Annotated in this window: 17 protein-coding genes; 5 read left to right on the forward strand and 12 right to left on the reverse strand. The window is 54.8% G+C overall.

Annotated elements, in window-relative coordinates:
* The 10 genes from BLU15_RS28415 to BLU15_RS28470 form a co-directional block, all read right to left on the reverse strand.
* The coding region (locus BLU15_RS28415; protein ID WP_143034273.1) for a transposase at window positions 1-186 on the reverse strand (186 nt) is incomplete at its 3' end.
* Window positions 187-501: 315 nt separating this feature from the next.
* On the reverse strand, window positions 502-2,337 hold the full coding sequence (locus BLU15_RS28420; RefSeq protein ID WP_090299930.1) for a methyl-accepting chemotaxis protein: 1,836 nt from the start codon (window positions 2,335-2,337) through the stop codon (window positions 502-504).
* Window positions 2,338-3,348: 1,011 nt separating this feature from the next.
* Window positions 3,349-4,347, reverse strand: coding sequence for a sensor domain-containing diguanylate cyclase (locus BLU15_RS28425; protein ID WP_176960368.1), 999 nt, complete (start codon window positions 4,345-4,347; stop codon window positions 3,349-3,351).
* Between the two features lie 1,142 nt (window positions 4,348-5,489).
* Window positions 5,490-6,443 (reverse strand): HD-GYP domain-containing protein, encoded by a 954-nt coding sequence (locus BLU15_RS28430; protein ID WP_090299934.1) that lies wholly within the window; start codon window positions 6,441-6,443, stop codon window positions 5,490-5,492.
* Between the two features lie 1,010 nt (window positions 6,444-7,453).
* A complete protein-coding gene (locus BLU15_RS28445; RefSeq protein WP_090299937.1) occupies window positions 7,454-8,224 on the reverse strand; it encodes an ABC transporter permease in 771 nt (256 codons plus the stop codon).
* Window positions 8,221-8,994 (reverse strand): ABC transporter ATP-binding protein, encoded by a 774-nt coding sequence (locus BLU15_RS28450; RefSeq protein ID WP_090299940.1) that lies wholly within the window; start codon window positions 8,992-8,994, stop codon window positions 8,221-8,223. Before BLU15_RS28450 ends, BLU15_RS28445 begins: the two co-directional genes overlap by 4 nt.
* A 13-nt stretch (window positions 8,995-9,007) precedes the next feature.
* A complete protein-coding gene (locus BLU15_RS28455; protein ID WP_090300077.1) occupies window positions 9,008-10,054 on the reverse strand; it encodes an ABC transporter substrate-binding protein in 1,047 nt (348 codons plus the stop codon).
* A gap of 56 nt (window positions 10,055-10,110) precedes the next feature.
* On the reverse strand, window positions 10,111-10,545 hold the full coding sequence (locus BLU15_RS28460; protein ID WP_090300079.1) for a VOC family protein: 435 nt from the start codon (window positions 10,543-10,545) through the stop codon (window positions 10,111-10,113).
* 240 nt (window positions 10,546-10,785) lie between these two features.
* Window positions 10,786-11,466, reverse strand: coding sequence for a GntR family transcriptional regulator (locus BLU15_RS28465; protein ID WP_090299942.1), 681 nt, complete (start codon window positions 11,464-11,466; stop codon window positions 10,786-10,788).
* Window positions 11,466-12,902, reverse strand: coding sequence for an aldehyde dehydrogenase family protein (locus BLU15_RS28470; RefSeq protein WP_090300081.1), 1,437 nt, complete (start codon window positions 12,900-12,902; stop codon window positions 11,466-11,468). The genes BLU15_RS28465 and BLU15_RS28470 overlap by 1 nt, the downstream gene beginning before the upstream one ends.
* Window positions 12,903-13,080: 178 nt before the next feature.
* Between BLU15_RS28470 and BLU15_RS28475 the strand changes: the two genes are divergently transcribed.
* Window positions 13,081-14,067 (forward strand): C-terminal binding protein, encoded by a 987-nt coding sequence (locus BLU15_RS28475; RefSeq protein WP_176960369.1) that lies wholly within the window; start codon window positions 13,081-13,083, stop codon window positions 14,065-14,067.
* Between the two features lie 25 nt (window positions 14,068-14,092).
* Window positions 14,093-14,941: a fumarylacetoacetate hydrolase family protein gene (locus tag BLU15_RS28480; protein WP_090299945.1), complete on the forward strand. Its 849-nt coding sequence runs from the start codon at window positions 14,093-14,095 to the stop codon at window positions 14,939-14,941.
* A gap of 705 nt (window positions 14,942-15,646) precedes the next feature.
* On the opposite strand, the gene BLU15_RS28490 is transcribed toward BLU15_RS28480, so the two are convergent.
* Both BLU15_RS28490 and BLU15_RS28495 read right to left on the reverse strand, forming a co-directional pair.
* A complete protein-coding gene (locus BLU15_RS28490) occupies window positions 15,647-16,141 on the reverse strand; it encodes a hypothetical protein (RefSeq protein WP_090299948.1) in 495 nt (164 codons plus the stop codon).
* A gap of 121 nt (window positions 16,142-16,262) precedes the next feature.
* Entirely contained in the window at window positions 16,263-16,685 is a 423-nt protein-coding gene (locus BLU15_RS28495; protein WP_090299950.1) for a hypothetical protein, read from the reverse strand.
* Between the two features lie 819 nt (window positions 16,686-17,504).
* Here BLU15_RS28495 and BLU15_RS28500 point away from each other — a divergent pair.
* The 3 genes from BLU15_RS28500 (at window position 17,505) to BLU15_RS28510 (ending at window position 20,622) form a co-directional block, all read left to right on the forward strand.
* Window positions 17,505-18,707: an ABC transporter substrate-binding protein gene (locus tag BLU15_RS28500; RefSeq protein WP_090299953.1), complete on the forward strand. Its 1,203-nt coding sequence runs from the start codon at window positions 17,505-17,507 to the stop codon at window positions 18,705-18,707.
* Between the two features lie 82 nt (window positions 18,708-18,789).
* Entirely contained in the window at window positions 18,790-19,644 is an 855-nt protein-coding gene (locus tag BLU15_RS28505; protein WP_090299954.1) for a branched-chain amino acid ABC transporter permease, read from the forward strand.
* A gap of 3 nt (window positions 19,645-19,647) precedes the next feature.
* Window positions 19,648-20,622 carry a branched-chain amino acid ABC transporter permease gene (locus tag BLU15_RS28510; protein ID WP_090299956.1) on the forward strand — a complete coding sequence of 325 codons (975 nt, stop codon included), beginning with the start codon at window positions 19,648-19,650 and terminating at the stop codon, window positions 20,620-20,622.
* Window positions 20,623-20,627 lie beyond the last annotated feature (5 nt).

A 20,627-nucleotide genomic window follows, 5' to 3' on the forward strand; every position in this document is an offset into this window, starting at 1 on the left:
GGTGTGTTTCCTGATCCATTTCCAAACGAGGTTCGCATTGACCCCGTGTTCTCGCGCAAGTTTCGATACTGATGCACCGGGCTCAAGGCAGGCTGTAACAAGGCGATCTTTCGACCCTTGATCGAAGCGCCGCCTTCCATTCCGACCGACCAGTCGTACCGCGAGTTTTTGACCTTCATCCATCACTTGGTGTCCACCTCTTTTAGGTGGACACCTCATGCCAAAGCTCACTCAATTGCAGAAGGTGCGGAGAAATTCGCGCTTACCTCTATTCCGTTTCGATCTCCGCGAATGGAGGGGTGCCAAACCGAGGTCAATAGAGTCACTCGGACGATTGAATTCTCGTGGTTTGGGACGAAAACATAGTCATGGAAACAAACGACCCGCGGCGTTCTACGCGGCGGGTCGTTGACTTGACGCTTGGGAGTGTGAGAGGAGATTTTCAGGCCCGCCGTCGCTCTTTGGCTGCCACCTGGTTAGTCCAACATTGACATAACTGGCCTACGCGGCCCACTGTTCGCGCCCGAGCGATCCGTGCTGATTTCCCTTTACGGCTGAAGCAAGTGAAAACTGCGATATGAGTTCTCTCAACCGGTTGGACTCTTGGGCCAGAGTCGCACCTGCGGCATTCATTTCCTCCACCATTGCCGCATTCTGCTGGGTGACCTGATCCATTTGGTTGACGGCGGTATTGACTTCAGCAAGACCAACGGATTGTTCGCGCGCGGACAGTGCAATTGCGTCCATATGTTGATTGATTGTCCCTACGTAGTCTCCAATTATCTTCAAGGCAGTGCCCGTCTCTCGAACGAGTTTGACGCCACTTTCAACTTCGAGAGTAGAGTTCCTAATCAGATCCTTGATCTCCTTTGCAGCCAGAGCCGAGCGCTGAGCAAGTTCGCGGACCTCTTGCGCGACGACTGCGAACCCTTTGCCTGCTTCGCCTGCGCGGGCCGCTTCCACGCCGGCATTTAAGGCAAGCAGATTGGTTTGAAATGCGATCTCGTCGATCACAGAAATGATGTTGGAGATCTGGCCCGACGATTGCTCAATGCGTTCCATCGCATTGACCGCATTCGCCACAACCAGTCCGGATTGCATGGCGCTAGCGTTGGCTTGGCCAGCGATTACCCGCGCCTCTTCTGCGCGCTGCGAAGAGTTCGAGACGTTTGTGGTGATCTGGTCGAGCGCTGCAGCGGTCTCTTCCAGCGACGCTGCTTGATGTTCTGTTCGTTTTGACAGGTCGTCGGAACTCTGGCTAATTTCTTTTGATCCGCTGTCTATGGACGCTGCAGCAGTAGCGACAGACTGAAGTGTCTGCGCAAGCTGAAGTACAGAAGCGTTGAAATTCTGACGCAAAGTCTCAAAGTCAGGCGCGAAGGCATGGTTTAGTTGGAATGAGAGGTCACCTTTCGCCAGTTGTGACAGACCGGCAGCAAGGCCGTCCGTCGCAGCGCGCATTTCCTCGGCCTTTACACGAGCGGACTCCGCGCTTCGAGCCCGTTCGCTCTCCGTCATGCTCCGTTCGTGGGCGGCTTCTGCCTCAAGTTCAATATTTGCCAATGCGTTTTTCTTGAAGACGGCAACCGCAGCCGCCATATCACCAATTTCGTCCGCCCTTCCCTCGTAGGGGATCGGTGTCGACGTATTTCCCGTAGCGAGTTGCTTCATTGAGACAGTGATCGCTTCGATCGGCATCGCTATTCCCGACAAACCGAAATAGATGCCTCCGGCGATCACGGTCAGACCAACCAGAACTGCAACGAGAGTGAAAGTCATAGTTGTTCGGAAGACCTGCTTGCTCGTTTCAAAAGAAACGTTGGATCCCTCGGTTTTGATCGTTACGATCTGATCGATGGCCTTCGTCAATTCAGATGCGGCCGGCCGAACCTTCGTTTGCTGATAGATCTTCGCCTCAGTGAATTTCCCCTCGCTGGACAATGCCAGCATGGGTGCTGCAAGACCTTGCAGGGCGGTAAACATGGAGCGGATGTCTTTCATTAAGGCTTGCCCTGCACCATCTCTAGTCAACATCTCATTCTTGGACAGCTCTTCTAGGAAATGATTTGAATCGCTATCGAGGGTCAGTTCGACCTCTTTGCGGCTGGCATCATCGAGAGCCATGATATGGTTAAGATAGTCGCGACGCATCGCTGACAAGGCAATATTCATCTCCTTAGCCCCAGAGACACCGGGCAACCATTCGGTTGCAACCTCCGCGACGTTATTGTTTAGCGTGTTCATGCTGTAGACTGCGAATCCGGCAAATGCGACGAACACGCAGCCGACGAGCACTAGTAGCAGCGTTAATGCAGATTTGATTTTCGGCCGTGACATTATGAACTCCTGGATAACGATGCAGAAGGCAAAACGACCGCGACCTCATGTCAGCATCGTCAGCGGGGGTGCTCCGACAAGCATCTCGGATGCAACTTCAATATATGATATATAATATGTTTAAGGAATTTATAATGCGTCACGAAAACACAGAGATTTCACAATAAACAAACTCTTGGTTGTCTCTGGCAAAACGAAGTAAGCTGTGAATTGCGTTGAACCTATACAACGCTTGGCGTTTTTGGCTCCAATGCACTTTAGCGATGCCCTAGAAAAACTCCCTCGACTAGATAACATCTCGGATCTCAGACCGTCCCGCCATATCTTCACGTATTACACAGCAGCAAGTCTGCTAGCGAAGGGATTGATCTGAACTCTTCAAACTGCGCCAATTTGGGTCAGCGTTTCCCGGTGATTTTCCCGGCTGGGAAAAGTACGGAGCACATTGAAGACATTCTTGGACATGCAGAACATTCTGTAGCGGTGTGGCGAAGGGCTACCGGCAGCCGCTGAGATCTGCCCGCGTGCGTGAGAACGCGAGCGTTGGGCACCTAACCCTATAGAGGTGAAGTTGTCGTACAAACCCTTGAACAAATGTCGACAAGCCGGATATGCGACGACCATAATTGCCGTGTCCCGCGATCTCGATCTCTGGCCTATGTGTAGTGCGTAACGGTAGACGCCCTCACGCCTAGGCAAGCCGAGCTATAATGCGTTCATTGAAGCGGCTGCTTGCGAGCGGAATGTCTAAGCCAGCTTGGTTCCTACCCCTTGCGGATACCCGCGAACGATGAAGATTGGCGTAGATAGTATGACGAAGAACAGCCCCATGGATTGAAATCGCAACAAGGTGCCAATTCATGGCTGATGAATTCGAGAGGCGCCCCGAGCCCGCCTAGCGGATTGAAGCCGGATGAAAGTTCATTCGAGGTAAAAGGGCAAGCAGCCGCTTGACGCGGAAGGCCCCGGTGAAACCTTAAAACGTAAATTCGGAACGTTCCACTCGGAACCCTATTCGGCCGGACTGGAACAGACCCTCGGAAACGTGCAGTTACGCCCTGCCGCTTTAGCTGTGTAAGCTGCGGCGTCAGCGCGCTCAATTAGGTCATTAATGGATCTGTCAGAAGCCAGACATTCGGCAATTCCGAAGCTCGCGGTTATCGTAGGACAACTGGGCGACGCGTAACCCTCCAACAAACACCTCAGTCTTTCGGCCAATCTAAAAGCACCATCGAGCCTTTCACTGGGAAGCAGTACTGCGAACTCCTCACCACCGACACGTCCAATGATGAAGTCAGAGCGCAGCTCCTTGCGAAGCAGATTTCCTGTCATGCGAAGAACATCGTCTCCCATCGAGTGGCCCCACGTGTCATTTATGGCCTTGAAGTAATCAAGGTCGAAAACTATGCAGCTCAATGCGTCACGCCGCGAGCGGCAGCTCTCAAAGATGTGCTCGCCATCTGCAAAAAACGTGCGCCTGGTTTGGACACCCGTTAGAGGATCAGTAGAAACCTGCGCACGTAGCTCGATGTATTCGATCGCAAGTCGACCGAAATCTCTCAGAATAGCGTCATCGCCATTTCGAGGAAATCTTGGCACAAAATCGACGACGCAGAGAGTTCCGATATTGAAGCCAGAATGCGTCGTAAGAGGGCAAGCCCAATACGACCGAATAAACGGCGCTGATCTGACCTGCGGGAGCGTCGAAACTCTTGGATCTTGTAAAGTATCTGGAATAATCAGGGGCGTACTCATGTCGATGGTGCGGGAACAAAAGGCGCCGGCTCTCGTCCCGTCGCAGACTGAAAGCTCGAGCCTGCTCTTGATGATTTGTCTGTCCAGATTGATAAGTGCGACGTAGCCAACCGGGAAACCTAGGCTCGTCTTTAATAGCCGAGCCATGCGGTCGAGTGTTTCTTCCGGACCGCCACCTGAGATTTGGAGATCTTGCAGCGCGGCAAGCCTAGCGTCCTCGGACGTTCGTTCCTGGACATATAGAAAGCCGCTCACAGTCGATACCTCCTCCTGTCGCATATCCTATAAGCCTCCACACATCACAATGACCCTGTACCGCTAGCTATGGGTCCAGCTACCGACGACTGGCAACGCGCCCCGCCGTCAAGCCCGGAAAGCCCTACCTGCCTGGGAACGGCTCGGAAACAACGGTCCGCTTATCGGATGGGCGCAAAATGAAGGATGATTATTGACAACGGATGAAGTCCTTGCGGCATTGCTGCAAAATTTTGTGAGTTGAATTGCCTGTTTCTCACGCTTTACCTCGGGGTGGTGAATGAAGAATTGCGATAAATCACCGCTATTTAAGTTACGTAGAAATCCAACCATTCGATATTCCGCTTCTCCCGCGGTGGGCTCCGGGCGCATTTCCAACATGTCTGCGATCATCGTGCGCAACGAGGTTTCACATTGACTAGATCGCGGGCGAGGAACAACTACACCCTACCGCATCGGAACATCGATAGACCAATTGATCTCCCCGCCCAAAGCGAGCTCAATATTGGGATCTGTCAGCAACAAACGCGCCGCCGGACTTGTAAAGATAACAAGGGCAAACCGAAAATCTTGGCGGTTGAAATGCCAAGCCTCGCTTGCGGAAAATCCTTGGCGTTTGCAAAATCGCTAAACACTACGATTAGAAGGGTTGAGTATAATCTGCATGCATCCCATCAAAAGCGCGCGGTGCCGAGATTGAGAAGCGTCGATCCGATTGTCCTATGGACTTAGCCGCCGGAATTTAGTCTGGCTTGGTGTTCGACCACATATCACGGCCACCTTCTGGAGTGTCCTTCGGCTCAGTTCATGGCTGAACTTAGCCGGGTCAGCGTTCGCAGCATGCAATACGGGTTCAAGCAGTACTCCGGATTCACAATTGCGGAATACCAACTCGGCTACGCCTGCAGTGCGTTCGAAACGATCTGGTCTTGGACAAAGACGCCTCCGTAAGCGATATAGCCTGTCGATGGGGGTTCTAGTACTCAGGAAGATCGAACCAGATTTTTCTAGCGACATTTGGCGAGTTGCCATCAGTGTTCCGACAAAGGTCCTCAAACGCCGTTTGTATAGCTGTTTCGGCCAACGCGTTAAATCGCTAGGAACGATATGGGGATTAAGACCACTGCCTAGACGTCGCCTGTTCAGAACCCTACAACACTCTGAAAAAACTTTGAAAGTAGCGATCGATCAAAAACTCCTGTAGTATCTCGCATCCAGGCGGCTGCCCGATCTGATGTCCACGGTTCACGATAGGGCCTGGCGGAAGTCAACGCATCGTACACGTCGCAGATCGCACTCATCCGGGCGGCTCGGCTGATTTCGTGCTCCTTTTTTCCTTCCGGGTACCCTTTTCCGTCCAAGCGCTCATGATGGTGCAGGCACACATCCAGAACAACGACTGGCATGCCAGGTTTGCGCGAAAGGATCTCATGTCCTACCGTAGGGTGCCGCTTTATCAGCGTCATTTCCGCATCAGAAAGCGCGCCAGCTTTGTTGAGCACTCTCAGCGGGATGCTGACCTTGCCAATGTCGTGAAGAAGTCCGCTCATTCCCAGAACAAGAACGGTCTGTTCGTCACAACCCAAATCGCGCCCGAATCTTACCATCAATGCGCAAACTGCTATCGAGTGAAGGAAACTCGTCTGATCTCGAGATTTTAGTCTCGTCATCGAGACCAAAATCGTCGGGTCGACATCTATGGAGTCTATTATCCGCCTAACGACCGGCGCGACCATTTCGGCCGTCAGTGGCTCGCCTTTCCCTGCATCGTGGAAGATGGTTTTCAACGCAGCCGTTGTTTCAATTATCGTATCGAAAGCAATTTTTTTGGGTGTTCTCTCGCCGGAGCGCCGTTGACTTTTGGGCATCGCAGTTTGTTTGCGCGCGGCAATTGGTTTGTTGACTGCAACTACATCTGCGCCTTTGGCTGGGTTTATAAACACCCCTGTGACGTTACTGCTTTTGATGGTCTCAACGTCGGCGTGGTTGGTCACCAAAAATCGACGGTTGAGAATAGGGCTGTCGAGCAAGAAGCCCTCCACCGCTTCTATGAACATTCCCTGGCGAAGCTGGCTTTTTTCTATGCGCTTGACCATTTGAACCTCGGAATATCCCGATTAGGACAGGTGTTTAGTTGTACGAAAAAATTGCAATCGTATCTGGTAGAAACGCGCAGTGAACTTGTTTTTTCAGGGATCTTTGGAGTTGGGGCCATGCGAGGAGATGAAGTTCGCTATTGCCGTCTTTGTTATTTCGATCTGCTTCATCATTAAATCGATACTCTGTTCGACCCTTGTGTATTGGTCCTTTTGCTCCGCCACATGCTCGGCCCCAGTGTCCGACACACGGTGCGGGAACGCTATAATCTCTGCCATTCTGCGACATCCCTTTCTTTGTGAATGATTGATGCGGAAACCTTGGTTTCAGGCCGCATGGCGTGTTCCACGCAGGTTGAATACGACGATCGCGGTAAGGGCATTACACGGCCCCACCCGCAAATCTTGTTCGATGCTATACGAACACAGTACTCTTGATTGTGTAAACGGAATGCGATGATCCCAAATGTAACGTCCAGCATGCGCATCAGGCGGCCATGAACATTCATCAAAAATCCTCCCAGGTTTGTTTTAGGGCAGCCTTTCCCGAAAATGTTTTGTTTTACCTGACCAGCCTTTCTGTGGACTGGAGATGCCGACGCACGGTGGTTTTAAGCTGCGGCCATCAAAGGCGATGACTGCGACGGAACGCAATCGGAACTGCGAGATCAATTCCCGCAACTTAACACTCTCATAGACAAGTGTAGCGCCGTCGGCGCTGGTTTCTTCAACCTATGCAGCGTCCTGTTGAGTTACCTGATCCATCTGGTTGACTGCTGTGTTGAGTTCTCCCAGGCCGACTGATTGCTCCCTTGCGGACGTAGCGATCGCGTCCATGTGCTGGTTGATAATAACTATATAGCCTTCGATAACCTTTAGCGCGGCGCCGGTAGCTGACGATTGCGTCTGATATTAACAAAAATCAAAGATAACAATCTGATGCGCCGCCGCTCGCGCATTTCCGCCCACATCTAAGACCAAGCCTGCGTCGCCAACAAGTAGGTCAAATTTCACGGGGATATACCCTCAAACTTAAGGATGCGACGTTCCACCAGGACAACGAGCGCGAAAAGCACAATGGAAAGCGCGGAAGATAGCGCGATCGCCGCGTAGAGGCGCTCTGACTGATAGTTGAAAGTAGCCTGAATGATCAGTGCGCCCAACCCCCTCTCCGACCCTATCCATTCGCCAACGATAGCGCCGATGACGGCCGTCGCCGAGGCGATACGAAGTGATGCGAATAGCATGGGCAGCGATCGCGGGAACCTTAGACGCCAGAACACTTCGGAGCGGCTTGCCGAAAGGACACGGAAGAGTTCCCGCTCATTGGCGGTGGCCGATTCCAGTCCGCGGATCATGTTCACCAGTGTTGGAAAAAAGCAGATGAACGCGGCAATAACTATCTTGGGTGTCATGCCGAGACCGAAGGTCAGGATAATAATCGGTGAGAGTGCGAGCACTGGGATTGTATTGAAGAACAGAACAATGGGAAAATACATATCCCGCAGCGTTTGGCTGTGGACGAAGACGATGGCCATCAAAATGGCGGCAAGATTTCCGAGCAGGAAGCCTACGGTTGCCTCGAGGGCGGTCGGCCAGAAGTTAGTGAAAAGTAGTATGCTCTGGGAATGGAACACCCCAGCGATGCGGCCAGGCGTCGGCAGGATGTAGGGTGGAACTCCGACAAGCGGAACAATGAATTGCCAGACGAGAAGGATCGAAAATGCGCCAGCCGCAGGCAAAAGGAGGTTGGCTAGCCGCAAACTGAAGAACTGGTTCATGATGCACGCTCCAGAGCCGCTCGTAATGTTCCCATCGCCTGCACGATATTGCTGTCCTCCCGGTGGCACCGATTACCCGGTTGCTTTGTTGCGGTCATGTCCAGGTCAAACACGACGCGACCGGGATTGGCGGCAAGGACGATCACGCGTTCCCCAAGATAAGCAGCCTCCATCACGGAGTGGGTGACGAAAAGAACCGTCGTTGCAGTCTGCCGCCAAATATTGAGCAACTCATCATTCAGGCGGTCTCGTGTGATTTCATCGAGCGCGCCGAAAGGCTCGTCCATCAGTAGGAGACGTGGTTCGCCGAGCAGAGCCCGCGCGATCGCTACACGCTGGCGCTGACCTCCGGAAAGCTCATGCGGCAAACGTTTGGCAAGGGGTGTCAGCCCCATCAGCTCCAGTAGCTCGTCGCTCCGGTCGGTGATCGACCGCGTCAATTTCGCCCTTCCGACGTCGACCGGCAGCAGAACGTTGTCACGCACGGTGCGCCACGGCAACAGCGTCGGCTCCTGAAACACGAAACCGACGTCTCGGCGGCTGCGCGCCGCGTACGGGCTTCCACCGAGAACCTCCAGATGACCGGCGAGCGGGTTTAGAAGGTCGGCCACGACCCGCAAGAACGTCGATTTGCCGCAGCCGGACGGTCCAAGGATCGACAAGAACCGCCCGGTCTCGACTTTAAGATCGAGGCCCGAAAGGACCGTTATGTTGCTGTTGACACCTTGATATCCGACGTCAAGAGCTTTTGAGTTTATGGCAAAGGACATCAGTTTGTTCGTCTCAGATCGCCGGTGCATCGAGCTTCGGCCGCTCAGCCGCGCAAAGCTCGAGGATCTTCGTCGTCATTACATCATCCAGAGCCGGGCGCCCGTTTGGATACTGGCCGATCTTATCATAGAGCGCGATTTGTTCTTCGAGAGATGCTGGATTGAATGTTCCCCATCCTCCTTTGGCGGTGTCGGCATCGAAGCTGAGTTTCAGGACTAGGTCGATGGTTTTGGCTTCCCAACCGGCGTCCAGCTGTGGATAGGCAGCAACAAGCTTCCTGACTGCTTCCTGCGGGTTGGCATGAACCCAGCCCCAGCCCTTGGCCACCGCGCCGACAAATTTTGCAAGGACGTCAGCGCTCTCCTCGATCACCGTATCGGTGGAAAAGTAAACGTCGGCGTAAGAATTTAGGCCCAGGTCACGAACCAAAAGGTCTATCCGGTCATCCCCCACGACGCTTAGGGCTTGCGTGTTGGTAATCCAGCCACCCAAGGCATCGACTTCCCCACGCACCAACGGCCCCTTGTCGAAACCGACATTGATGATTTGGAGATCCGCGATGTCGATACTGTTTTTGGCAGCGATCGCCTCGATGACGAAACGCGCTGTTGGTTGGATTCCAATCTTCAAACCCTTGAGATCTTTAGCCGACTTCAAAGGCTTGGATGGTTTTGAGGTCAAAGCATAGGGACCAGTGCGGAATCCACAAGCCAAGATCTTGACCGGGATTCCGCTGGCACGCGCAGAAAAAAGCTGAGGAGTCTCTGAGAACTGCCCCAGCAAAGCCGAACCTGAGATGACCGGCGGCACGGTAGCGGAGTTCGGGCCGCCGGGACTGAATTCGACGTCGAGCCCTGCTTCTTTGAAATAGCCGTTTTGTGCGGCAATTACGTCGCCGATCTGTCCATTCGATACGAGCCAGTCATACTGGATGACCACTTTTGCAGCGGCATGAGCGTCCTTCGGAAGAAGTAGTTGGATGCCAGGCGCAAACGCTGCAACGCCAAGCGCACCTTTCAAGAGGTTACGTCTATTCAATGAGAATGTATCGTACGCCATCATGCTGCTCCTTGTTCCCATTGTTTTTGCGGATGGTGCAAACTGCAAGGCCGGTTCTAGCTGACTTTGTGGTAGTCTTCCGGCCCGCCCTCAAGCCACGCATAGATCTCCCATAACGTTCCGTCCGGATCGGTGAAATACGCACACCGCGCGTTCCAGACGTAGTCATCAGGCGGACTATAGAAGGGTACTCCCTTTGCGGAGAGTTCCCCGTAATAGCGGTCAACATCGGCCGGGCGCTCAAGTTCCACTGCCACGCAGGCCTTGTGAACGCATTCGTCTGCGCGTCGATTTGAAACTCCGGCGTGGGCGTTAATGTGGTTGAGCTCCCAAGCTGCAAGGGTGACGCCATTACCCTTGAAATCAGCGAAGCCTTCTGCCTGCCGACGCAGTTCAAACCCAAGCTTGTCAACATAAAAATCCACGGTGCGGTCTATATCGTCGACCAGAAGACAAATATCCGAAATTCTTACTGATTTGCCGAAGTCCATGTCGTTATCCTTGCTCTTCGCTTTAGGATTGGTCGCTTCCAAGCAGTTGCGTGGATTCTCCAGTTGCCGGCCAGAACGCACGCCGTTTGTGAGACATGCGCCCAACTCGTTTGCCAAGAAATCCAGTCGAGCTGCAATTCTACACGCAGCGAAGGGCGGAACACCCGTATACCCATCGGCAAGCGGCTCCTCACCGCCATCATAGTCACAGTTCGGTTGCTTCGGGGCGAGCGCTTACGCCTAAGGCTCTGGTGCTGTCTTCATCAACTGCGCCCAGTTTGAAGCATATGCGTTGCTCATCCGGCGTACATGCACGGAGACGAGTGCGATGGCCTCCTCAACTTGCTCGGCTTTCAACCGCTCTACGATCTCCCCGTGATCATCTACTGACATCGCGATCAGGTAACTGTGCGTGGACTGGAGATTAATCCGCAGCGTCTGAATTCTGGGCCGGAAAAGATCGTAAGCACTGCGTAGGGCTTCATTGTCGCAGCAGGCAAAGAACACTTCGTGGAAACCGTCGTCAAAGGCGTTGTATTCTTTTACTGGCCCTGACTTGGCCTTCTCTTGGGCACATAGGTGAGCTTGCTGAAGTTTCTCCAAAAAGTCCTTCTTGCGATGGGCCATGGAAAACCGAATTGCCGCGCTTTCAAGGATGATGCGTACTTCGCAAAGTTCTTCGACCTGCTTGATTGTCGGACAGAAGACCAAACACCCTTTTTGCGGAAGAACTTCTACGAGACCAAGCGACTGGAGACTAACAAAGGCTTCCCGTACGGGTGTCTTACTGGTCCCGTATTGCGAGGCCAGCGCCTTCTCACTGAGAAGTCGACCGAAAGGGATCGTCCCGTCCATGATCGATGTCAGCAGCTCGTCGCAAACCCGTTCTGTCAACGACTTGGGTCTTTCCAGCGCAGTCATCAGGCTCTCCGTTCGCTAAGGGCAGTTGAGGCAATAACTCCCTTGACCTCCAGAAAGTCTTCAAGACCAAATTCCGCAAATTCGCGTCCATTTCCGGACTGTTTATAACCACCAAACGGCATGTCAGGAGACCAGGCTGGGTAATTGATGTATACGTTGCCAGCCTTCAACTCCGATGCCAGTTTCCTTGCGCGTTTTTCATCAGAGGACTGAATGTAAGCAGCCAATCCGTATACTGTGTCGTTCGCCATCCGGATCGCATCTTCTTCGTTCTCATACGTAATTATACTCAGAACCGGCCCAAAAATCTCTTCGCGCGACAGGCGCGTGTCGTGGCCGACATCGGCAAAAACCGTCGGTCGGACGAAGAAGCCTCGACTGACCCCGTGCGGCTTTCCTTTCCCGCCTGCAAGCAGAGTGGCGCCTTCGTCAATGCCAGCTTGAATGAGACCCTGAATCCGATCGTATTGCCGCTTGTTGACAACAGGTCCCAAGGCAGGGGTACCGGATCCGGAGGAAAAAGCTTCTGCGGTTTTCGCTGCTATCTTGTACGCCTCTTCCCGCCGCGCTGCCGGCACAAACATTCGCGTCGGCGCGTTACACGATTGCCCACTGTTGCCAAAGCACGATACCACCCCCTTCATCACGGCCAATTCTATGTCCGCATCCTCAAGGATGATGTTTGGAGACTTACCACCAAGTTCCTGCGACACACGCTTTACGGTTTCCGCCGCCAACTGAGCAACACGAACGCCGGCCTGCGTCGAGCCCGTGAAGGAAACCATGTCGACGTCGGGATGCCGCGCCAAGGCCTCGCCCACACCAGGTCCGTCGCCATTGATCAGGTTGAAGACACCAGCGGGGATGCCCGCTTCTTCCAGGATCTCGGCAAAGACGATAGCGCTTATGGGAGCGTATTCGCTTGGCTTGAGGATGACTGTGCAACCTGCAGCTAGTGCGGGCGCGACTTTCGCGGCTATCTGGTTCAACGGCCAATTCCACGGCGTGATTAGCGCGCATACACCGATTGGCTCCCTATGAAGATGATAAGACCGGCGGCGTTGAGAAAACGCGTACTTCGGCAAGATTTCTATCATTTTTGCTAGGTGCGCCGCACCCAATGCAACCTGAGCGCTTCTGGCCAGACCCATCGGGGCACCCATCTCACGATGGACAGCGTACGCGAGGTGTTCCTTGCGACGCTCGTAGATAGCCGCGATACTCTTTAACAAGTCAACGCGGTTGGCGATGCTCGTGGCACTATAGGAAGGCAGCGCCTTCCTAGCGGCGGCGACTGCGAGCTCAACATCTTCATTCGAGCCCAGACTGATGGTGCGAAACGTTTCCTCGCTGGATGGGTCGATGACGTTAAATGCGCGCGAATGAATTGGATCGCACCATTTCCCACCAATGAAAAACTGAAGATCCCTGGTCACAACGACCTCCGTGCCCGACACTTCATACCTTTCTGATGAAGCACCAATAGAGAACATTCCACTTGACGTCAACAAACAAATATCTCAGATATCAGTTGGCGCGACCGTTCACTGAAATGGCACAATGTGCGCCACACAGCGCCACGGCTTCATTTGGGTCCCCTTTGGAGGTTCACGCATGAGAAAAGCCAAAGTCGTCTTGACAGACTATGTGTGGAATTCGCTTGATGTCGAACATCGGCTTTTGGACGAATACGCTGTACTCCGTCCGCTCCAGACAAAGTCAGCAGCAGACTTCGTCAATGAAGCTACCGACTGTGATGCATTGTTGAACACTTATGCTGGGCCGATCACGGCAGATGTTATGGCGGCTATGCCCAACTGTAAGATCATTGCGCGCTACGGAATCGGTGTTGATACGATTGACATTGACGCTGCGACTGCGGCTGGGATAATTGTGACCAACAATCCCACCTATTGCGTCGAAGAAGTCGCCGATCACGCCATGGCGATGCTCCTCGCCAGTCTTCGCAAGATCACCTTCTTCGACCGTCAAGTTCGGAATGGAAGCTGGGACGTTTCTTCCGGCAAGCCGATACATCGTCTATCCGGATTGACGTTAGGCTTGGTGGGTTTCGGAAATATCGCCAGGGCAGTGGCTCGACGCGCCGAGGCATTTGCGATGCGCGTGGTTTTTTACGATCCATTCGTGGGTGCGTCCCTGGCTTCCAGCCCCCATTCAAAGGTGGCATTTGAAGAATTGCTGCGCATCTCGGACGTTGTATCGCTGCATCCTCCGCTCACTCCGAAAACGCGGGGCCTTATTGGAGACGACGCGTTTAAATTGATGAAGCCTACTGCCCACCTAATCAACGTCGCTCGCGGCCCAATCGTTGATACAGACGCGCTCGTGCGCGCCCTCGACGAGAGATTGATTGCGGGCTGTGCGTTGGATACCACCGACCCGGAACCCTTGCCAAATCCGCATCCTCTGCGCGATCGCCCTAATGCGATCATCACACCGCACTCGGCTTGGTACAGTGAGGATTCTATGATCGGTCTCCAATCAGGGGCGCCGTCGGAAGTTCAACATGTCCTGTGCCGCCGTTGGCCGACAAACGTGGTCAATCCAGACGTTCGCGGTAAAAACCGCGCTGGTTTGTAAGCCGGTAACCGATGTGGAACGCCCAATGAAGATATGCCGATTTGGACCCTACGGCAGAGAAAGGCCCGGGTTGATTGATCGTGACGAAAGGCTGCGTGATCTTTCGGGGCATGTGCAGAAAATCGACACGGCATGCCTATCTCCTGATGGTCTGTCACGGCTTGCAATGATCGACCCTGCACTTTTGCCTATTGTGGAAGGAAAGCCGCGCTTTGGCACTCCTTTTGAAGGCATGTCAAAGTTTATTTGTATCGGCTTGAACTACTCTGATCATGCGCGCGAATCTGGCCTCTCAGAGCCGACGGAGCCCATCATCTTTTTGAAGGCGCTGTCGGCCCTGAGCGGACCCAACGATGACGTTATTCAGCCAAGAGGTTCAACGAAGCTGGATTGGGAGGTTGAACTTGGCGTCATCATTGGCACAAAAGCTCGCTATGTCGAAGAAGCAGACGCGCTATCGCACGTCGCCGGATACTGCATTGTCAATGATGTTTCCGAACGGGCCTTCCAACTGCAATCCTCTCAATGGGACAAGGGAAAAGGCTGCGATACCTTCGGTCCGGTGGGGCCATATCTCGTCACCACTGATGAAGTAGCCGATCCTCAGGATCTCAAGATGTGGTTGGACGTGAATGACAAGCGCATGCAGGACGGCAACACCAAAACCATGATCTTCGACGTTAAGACGCTGGTCGCTTACGTCAGTGGCTACATGACGTTGTACCCGGGCGATATCATTGCAACCGGGACACCTCCAGGAGTAGGGATGGGCGTAAAACCCGAGCCAATCTGGTTAATGCCGGGGGATGTCATGAGATTGGGCATCGCCGGTTTGGGAGAGCAGCGTCAGCGGGTTGTTTCCTTTCGAGCTTAGTTGACATCTTTCTATCTGGCGCATCGTTGAGGTCTTCCAGGTCAGGGAACGGTGGCATTTTTGCCGCGGTTGGCGACAATGGGGGCCCTGACCCTCCCAAGTGCGAGGGCGATCTACCACCGTCGGCGGGCCCTGCACTTCGCAGCCCAACCAGGAGGCCCGCTTGCCCGAAGACGGCACTGTCTGTTTTAGCCAGGACGAACATTCGGGGACCCGAAGGGGGCACAACAAGCCTTATGCAAACGCCTTTTGAAGGAAGCAAGGTTTGCGCATATGGCGCCTGAAAATCCGAACGCGTGATCGTCGATGCAGGTTTTGAAAATAGGCGTTTAACACGCCCCCCCAAAAAACTCGGCACGCACCGTGATTAACGATAATTCGAATTTGTAATAATACTCAAAGCAAATTTCGATGCAGTGTAATGATCGCCGGGGAATATTCCAGCTGCGAAGGCTAAGCGACGACCTGATTTACACTTTCATCCGAAAACAGATGGCCGACGGGCAATCGGGTTACCAGCGACAAGACCAAGACCTCTGGATTGTATATCGTTCGGAATGGGGCCGGATTGCCTGGGACCAAGCAAGCAACACTTGTATGGGGCGACCGTGGACACACTACCAACAAGGAGACCATCCGCCTGAGGGCGATTGGGTCAGCCGGAAAGGTTCGAAGTCTTACGTCTACACTTTGAAGTATTTGCCATCAGCTTAGGGTGTGAAACCGCGCAAGCATTTTCTTGAGCTGCGTGTTCTGCAACCGCAACTTTTCTGACAGCCGGCGTCTCAGTTGCCTGATATCCTCGTCCAGTATGGTCATTTCATCGATGAAGGTTATCGGCGGATGGGGAGCGCCGCTCTCACCATCTCCGTATTCAACGACGTTTGCCACCGCAACATCGCTGGCGCTCGCTTTCCTCCTGCGACGTCGCCTCTTCGTCGGCGGTGGTCCTGCGTGTTCGTTGGCACTTGCCCGATCGAGCGTGGTTATCGGCGCCCCCTCATTTCGGTCAACTGCGACAACAGTAGTGTCGGTGGTTGCGGCACCGCGATCGCCAACAACCCCGTCCGGGACTTCCACGATCCGGTTGGCAACAACGCCCTCCGACTTCTCGGTCTTGATTTCACGCGGGCCCTCCGGCTCCTTAACCGTCCGTCCCAGAGACGTCAGCTGAACCAGATACTTCCATGGTGATTTCATGGTGCGCCGTTACCCCAAGCAATGCCATCGGCATCCATTCCTACAATCCCCAAAGGAACTCCAGCAACAATGCGATCGCGGGGGGCCAATCGAGCAATTCGATCGGCCCTTCACCGTATGGTCAGGCAAGACCTAACCGCTTGCGCAGTTCGGTATTCTCAGCCCGCAGTTTTTCGGACAGCGCCTTGCGGAGCCGAGCATTCTCTTCTTCAAGCTGAAGAAGATCAGCAATGTCGTCGAGAACTGGAGTTGGAACCAGCGTCTCAATCGTTTGCTTTGCAGCAGGGGCTTTCCCGGTGCTCTTGGCAACGTTCTTTGCCTTGCTCTTGGCAACAGTTGGCGCCTTTCCCGGGGCCTTGCCGTCTGCAGATTTGTCTGCGCCCTTCCTGCGTCCCCTTACCGTCTGGGCAGCATCTGCCTCCGGTGTTTCAGCTGTTGTGCCTAAAACGACATTCTTCGGCCGCGGCCCTCGACGCTTTTTAAGCGGCGCTACTTCCGCCGGTGATGCGGTCTCCGTGGTAACAGTATCGTTCTCATCAGCCATGGGTTGCTTTCCCTCTCAAACCATACATTCTTTTCCACCGGGCGGACAACAGAGTCAATAATTGGACCCGACAACGTCATCGAGACGTCTGCGATCTATGCTTTGTCGCATGAGGCCGTCGCCGAGATCGCCATGGTAACAGTAGAATGTGCGGCGGCTGCCGCGCAAGCGACCAGTGCCGGTTCCCGCCCGGTTTGACCGATAGGCTGGTCCGCTGGTAGCCAAGATTTTTTTCGGAGCGTACCGGAATCGCTGAAACAGACCATCCCTCCCCTGCGCTTGGCCGATAGCCCAGGTGTGCAGTTTCCGTTGGACGCAATCCCCGCGGTCACTGCGCCGTCTGGGTGCGATACTCGCCGCTACAGCGGCGGGGCCTTTTCTTTCCGATACATTGGATTGGCTATTAAAGCTCGGGCGTCGCCCACTGACGTTACAGGGGACATTACGAGATATCTGTGCCGCCTGCTCGGCCTGGAGCTCCATGTGTTTGAAAGTGGTCTGTGGAGAAGCAACGCAACAGCGCCTGCCTGCGGACTTGGCGCTCAAAGTGCGCACTCCGATTTCGACGAGCTTATGAAGGTATTCCAATCGTCAGCTCGACCGCCGCCGCGAGCCAGCTGGCAGACAACTGCCCGTCGGAAAGAACTGCCAACAGCAAAAGCCGTTTTGGATTTCAGTGCGCTGTTCAGGTTGCCATATTTTGGTCGGTACATGATCCGCGATCAGAAGGGCCCGATGCCGTGCCCTTACAAACGCATCTAGACAAATGATCATAATTATACGTATAGTTCGCATAACAACACCAAAAGGGGAACTACCATGCTAGACAGACGAACATTGCTCACGGGTGTCGCTGGCGCCCTGCTTGCCGGCCCTGCGCTGATCACCCGCGCCCGCGCCGCCGGCGATCCGATCAAGGTCGGGATCCCGGTGCCAATCTCCGGCGGCAATGCCGCGAACGGCAAATTCGCGTCGATGGGCGCGATCCTGGCCGCCGAGGAAGCCGCCGCGGCCTACGGGCGTGAGGTGAGAACTTTCGACCTCGACACAGAAGGCAAACCCGCAACCGCTGTGCGAAAGGTGCAGGATGCGATGGCGCAAGAAGGGATCAAGCTCTTCGCCGGCGGCATCCTGTCATCTGAATCGCTTGCCATGGGCAAGGAGACGGCAAAGGGCTCGTCGAGCTTCATCACCACCGCAGGTGCCGACGAAATCACCGGAAGCGACTGCAACGCGGCAACGTTCCGCTGGTCCGTGCCGACTTTCGGCGCCGTCAATCGAACCGTCCGCCCGATCATCGATGCGCTGCCGAACGCCAAGCGTTGGTACACGATCACTCCGCAATATGTGTTCGGAGAAGGCCTCCTCAAGGCGACGCAAGATGTATTGGCGGAGAAGCAGTTGGAGTTGGTTGGCAACAGCTATCATTCGCTGACCGAAAAGGAGTTCTCCGGCTATCTCACAAACGCGCTGGCGGCAAAGCCGGACGTGCTGCTGATCCTGAACTTTGGCGCTCAATGTGCCGATACCCTGCGCCAGGCCGTATCCTTCGGCATGAAGGAACGCATGACCATTGTTGTGGCCTGGGCATCGGGCCTGGAGCAGTTCGAGGCGCTTGGCGCCGATCTCTGCGAGGGCATCTATTTCGGAGCACAGTACTGGCATACGGTCGACGCTGGGTTAAACCCGCAGCTGACCAAACTCACCCAGGCAAAATACGGTATCAATCCGAACTATTCGCTCGCAGGCTCCTATATTTGCACGAAGCTTATGATCGATGCCGCAGTGAAGGCAGGATCGGATGACGGGCCTGCGGTCCGCAAGGCATTGGAGGGCCTGACCTATGCTGGCCTTACGGGTGAAGAAACCATCCGCGCTGGCGACCATCAAGTCCTGAAGAACTACTACCTGCTAAAAGCGCGCGCGAAGGCCAGCATGGCCGATAAGGACGACTATGCGGAGATCGTTTCGACAGGCCAGTCGTTCCTGACCCCGGAGGCTGCCGGCTGCAAGCTTGGATAGCGACGGTGGACGACCAGCGCCCTGTCGGCCCCGTCGGCAGGGCGCGCCATGCAGTTTCTCCAATATTCACGGGAGATGTCCGTTGACCTATTTCTTCCAGGTGCTGAACGGCGTCGGGCTCGGCATGCTTTACTTCCTGCTTGCCGTCGGTCTGACCATTATTTTCGGCCTTCTGCAATTCGTGAACTTCGCCCATGGCGCCTTCTTCCTGCTCGGCGCATATCTGACTTACGATCTCGTCGAGCGGGGAATGAACCTCTGGCTGGCCATGGTGCTGGCGGCCGCGATCGTGGCAATCGTGGCCGGAGCCGTCGAAGCGCTTCTGCTGCGCAAAATCTACAAGCTGCCCCACACGTTCCACATATTGGTCACGGTCGGGTTGGCGCTATTCGTCCAGGAACTCGTCATCATCCTATGGGGGCCGCTCGGCGGCAATGTCGCTGCACCTGACGGCCTAAACGGCGTCGTAATCTGGGGCGATTTCATCTATCCCAAGTATCGCCTCTTCACCATTGGCTTCACCGCGACCCTGGCTCTTGCACTTTACTGGGCGCTTGAGCGTACGCGTCTTGGAGCCATCGTGCGCGCGGGCTCTGAGTCCGCCGACAATATGGCGCTGCTCGGTTATAACACCCTGCGCATCAATACGGCGGTTTTCGCCGCAGGCGCCGGGCTCGCTGGCCTCGCTGGAGCACTGGCCACTCCCATTCGCGGCGTCGAGCCGTTCATGGGCGTCGAAGCGCTGGCAATCGCATTCGTCGTCGTGGTCATAGGCGGAATGGGCTCCTATGTGGGGGCGCTGGTCGCAGGGATACTGGTCGGCGTTGTGCAATCGCTGATGGCTACGATCTGGCCTGAAGGCGCCAGGCTGATGATCTACATCTGCATGGCGGCGGTCATTGTCATAATGCCCCGTGGCCTGTTTGGGAGGGCTTGATCCATGCTCGCGATCAACAAACCCATCGTCCAGTTCGCACTGGCGCTCACAACTGTGGTGCTGTTGCCACTCTTCCTCAAATCCGGCATCCATGCATCCGAGATCCTGATCTTTGCGCTGGTTGCAGCGGCTTGCAACCTTTTGCTCGGCTACACAGGCCTGCTGTCTTTTGGACAGGGCATTTTCTTCGGGGTCGGCAGCTACACCGCCGGCATCTTCCTCACTCGCTACGGTTTGCCGACCTGGCTGATGCTGACGTTGGCAAGCGTTCTCGGTGCATTGATTGCCGCCATCGTGGGATGGCTGTCGATCCGGCGCCAGGGCGTCTACTTCGTCATGCTGACGCTCGCCTTTGCGCAGTTCTTCTACTTCCTCGCCTACACGTTCTCAGGGATCACGGGTGGCGACAACGGCCTGCTGGATGTGCCGCGTCCAGCGGGCAACGCTCTGAACACCCCGTGGACCTACTATATCTTCGTGGCGTTATCGTTCCTGGTCCTCTTCGCCATGATGCTTCGCGTGACGCAGTCCACATTCGGTCGCACGCTCATTGCGGTGCGCGACAATCCGGAGCGCGCCGCTGCCATCGGGTTTCCCGTCAAGGCGTTCAAGACCGCGGCCTTCGCCATCTCTGGCGCGGTCACTGCCTACGCCGGCGCTCTGCACGCGATGCTGATCGGCGTCGCACCGTTGTCGAATATTGAATACCACACCTCGGAAATGATCCTGATCATGACGATCATCGGTGGTTCCACCTCTTTGTTTGCGTCAGTTCTCGGCGCATCGGCTTACATGCTGCTGGCGGACTGGCTGTCGCAAATCTGGCCACGCTGGCTGCTCCTTCTCGGCGCGGCACTCATTCTCGTTGCGCTGTTCCTGCAAAAGGGCCTGTGGGGTTTGGTAGAAAAGATCTGGCTGGCTTACGCAGGGACAACAGCAAACAAACGCCAACCCCGGACCGAGGAGCATTCAATATGATAAAT

The sequence above is a fragment of the Ensifer sp. YR511 genome, assembly GCF_900103045.1.
Lineage (GTDB): Bacteria > Pseudomonadota > Alphaproteobacteria > Rhizobiales > Rhizobiaceae > Ensifer > Ensifer adhaerens.

Coding starts and splice junctions, on each gene's coding strand:
- BLU15_RS28495 (WP_090299950.1), bottom strand. CDS start 16,685: ATGGCTGATGAGAACGATACTGTTACCACGGAGACCGCATCACCGGCG.
- BLU15_RS28445 (WP_090299937.1), bottom strand. CDS start 8,224: ATGAACCAGTTCTTCAGTTTGCGGCTAGCCAACCTCCTTTTGCCTGCG.
- BLU15_RS28480 (WP_090299945.1), top strand. CDS start 14,093: ATGAAGATATGCCGATTTGGACCCTACGGCAGAGAAAGGCCCGGGTTG.
- BLU15_RS28475 (WP_176960369.1), top strand. CDS start 13,081: ATGAGAAAAGCCAAAGTCGTCTTGACAGACTATGTGTGGAATTCGCTT.
- BLU15_RS28460 (WP_090300079.1), bottom strand. CDS start 10,545: ATGGACTTCGGCAAATCAGTAAGAATTTCGGATATTTGTCTTCTGGTC.
- BLU15_RS28450 (WP_090299940.1), bottom strand. CDS start 8,994: ATGTCCTTTGCCATAAACTCAAAAGCTCTTGACGTCGGATATCAAGGT.
- BLU15_RS28500 (WP_090299953.1), top strand. CDS start 17,505: ATGCTAGACAGACGAACATTGCTCACGGGTGTCGCTGGCGCCCTGCTT.
- BLU15_RS28465 (WP_090299942.1), bottom strand. CDS start 11,466: ATGACTGCGCTGGAAAGACCCAAGTCGTTGACAGAACGGGTTTGCGAC.
- BLU15_RS28490 (WP_090299948.1), bottom strand. CDS start 16,141: ATGAAATCACCATGGAAGTATCTGGTTCAGCTGACGTCTCTGGGACGG.
- BLU15_RS28510 (WP_090299956.1), top strand. CDS start 19,648: ATGCTCGCGATCAACAAACCCATCGTCCAGTTCGCACTGGCGCTCACA.
- BLU15_RS28455 (WP_090300077.1), bottom strand. CDS start 10,054: ATGGCGTACGATACATTCTCATTGAATAGACGTAACCTCTTGAAAGGT.
- BLU15_RS28430 (WP_090299934.1), bottom strand. CDS start 6,443: ATGGTCAAGCGCATAGAAAAAAGCCAGCTTCGCCAGGGAATGTTCATA.
- BLU15_RS28420 (WP_090299930.1), bottom strand. CDS start 2,337: ATGTCACGGCCGAAAATCAAATCTGCATTAACGCTGCTACTAGTGCTC.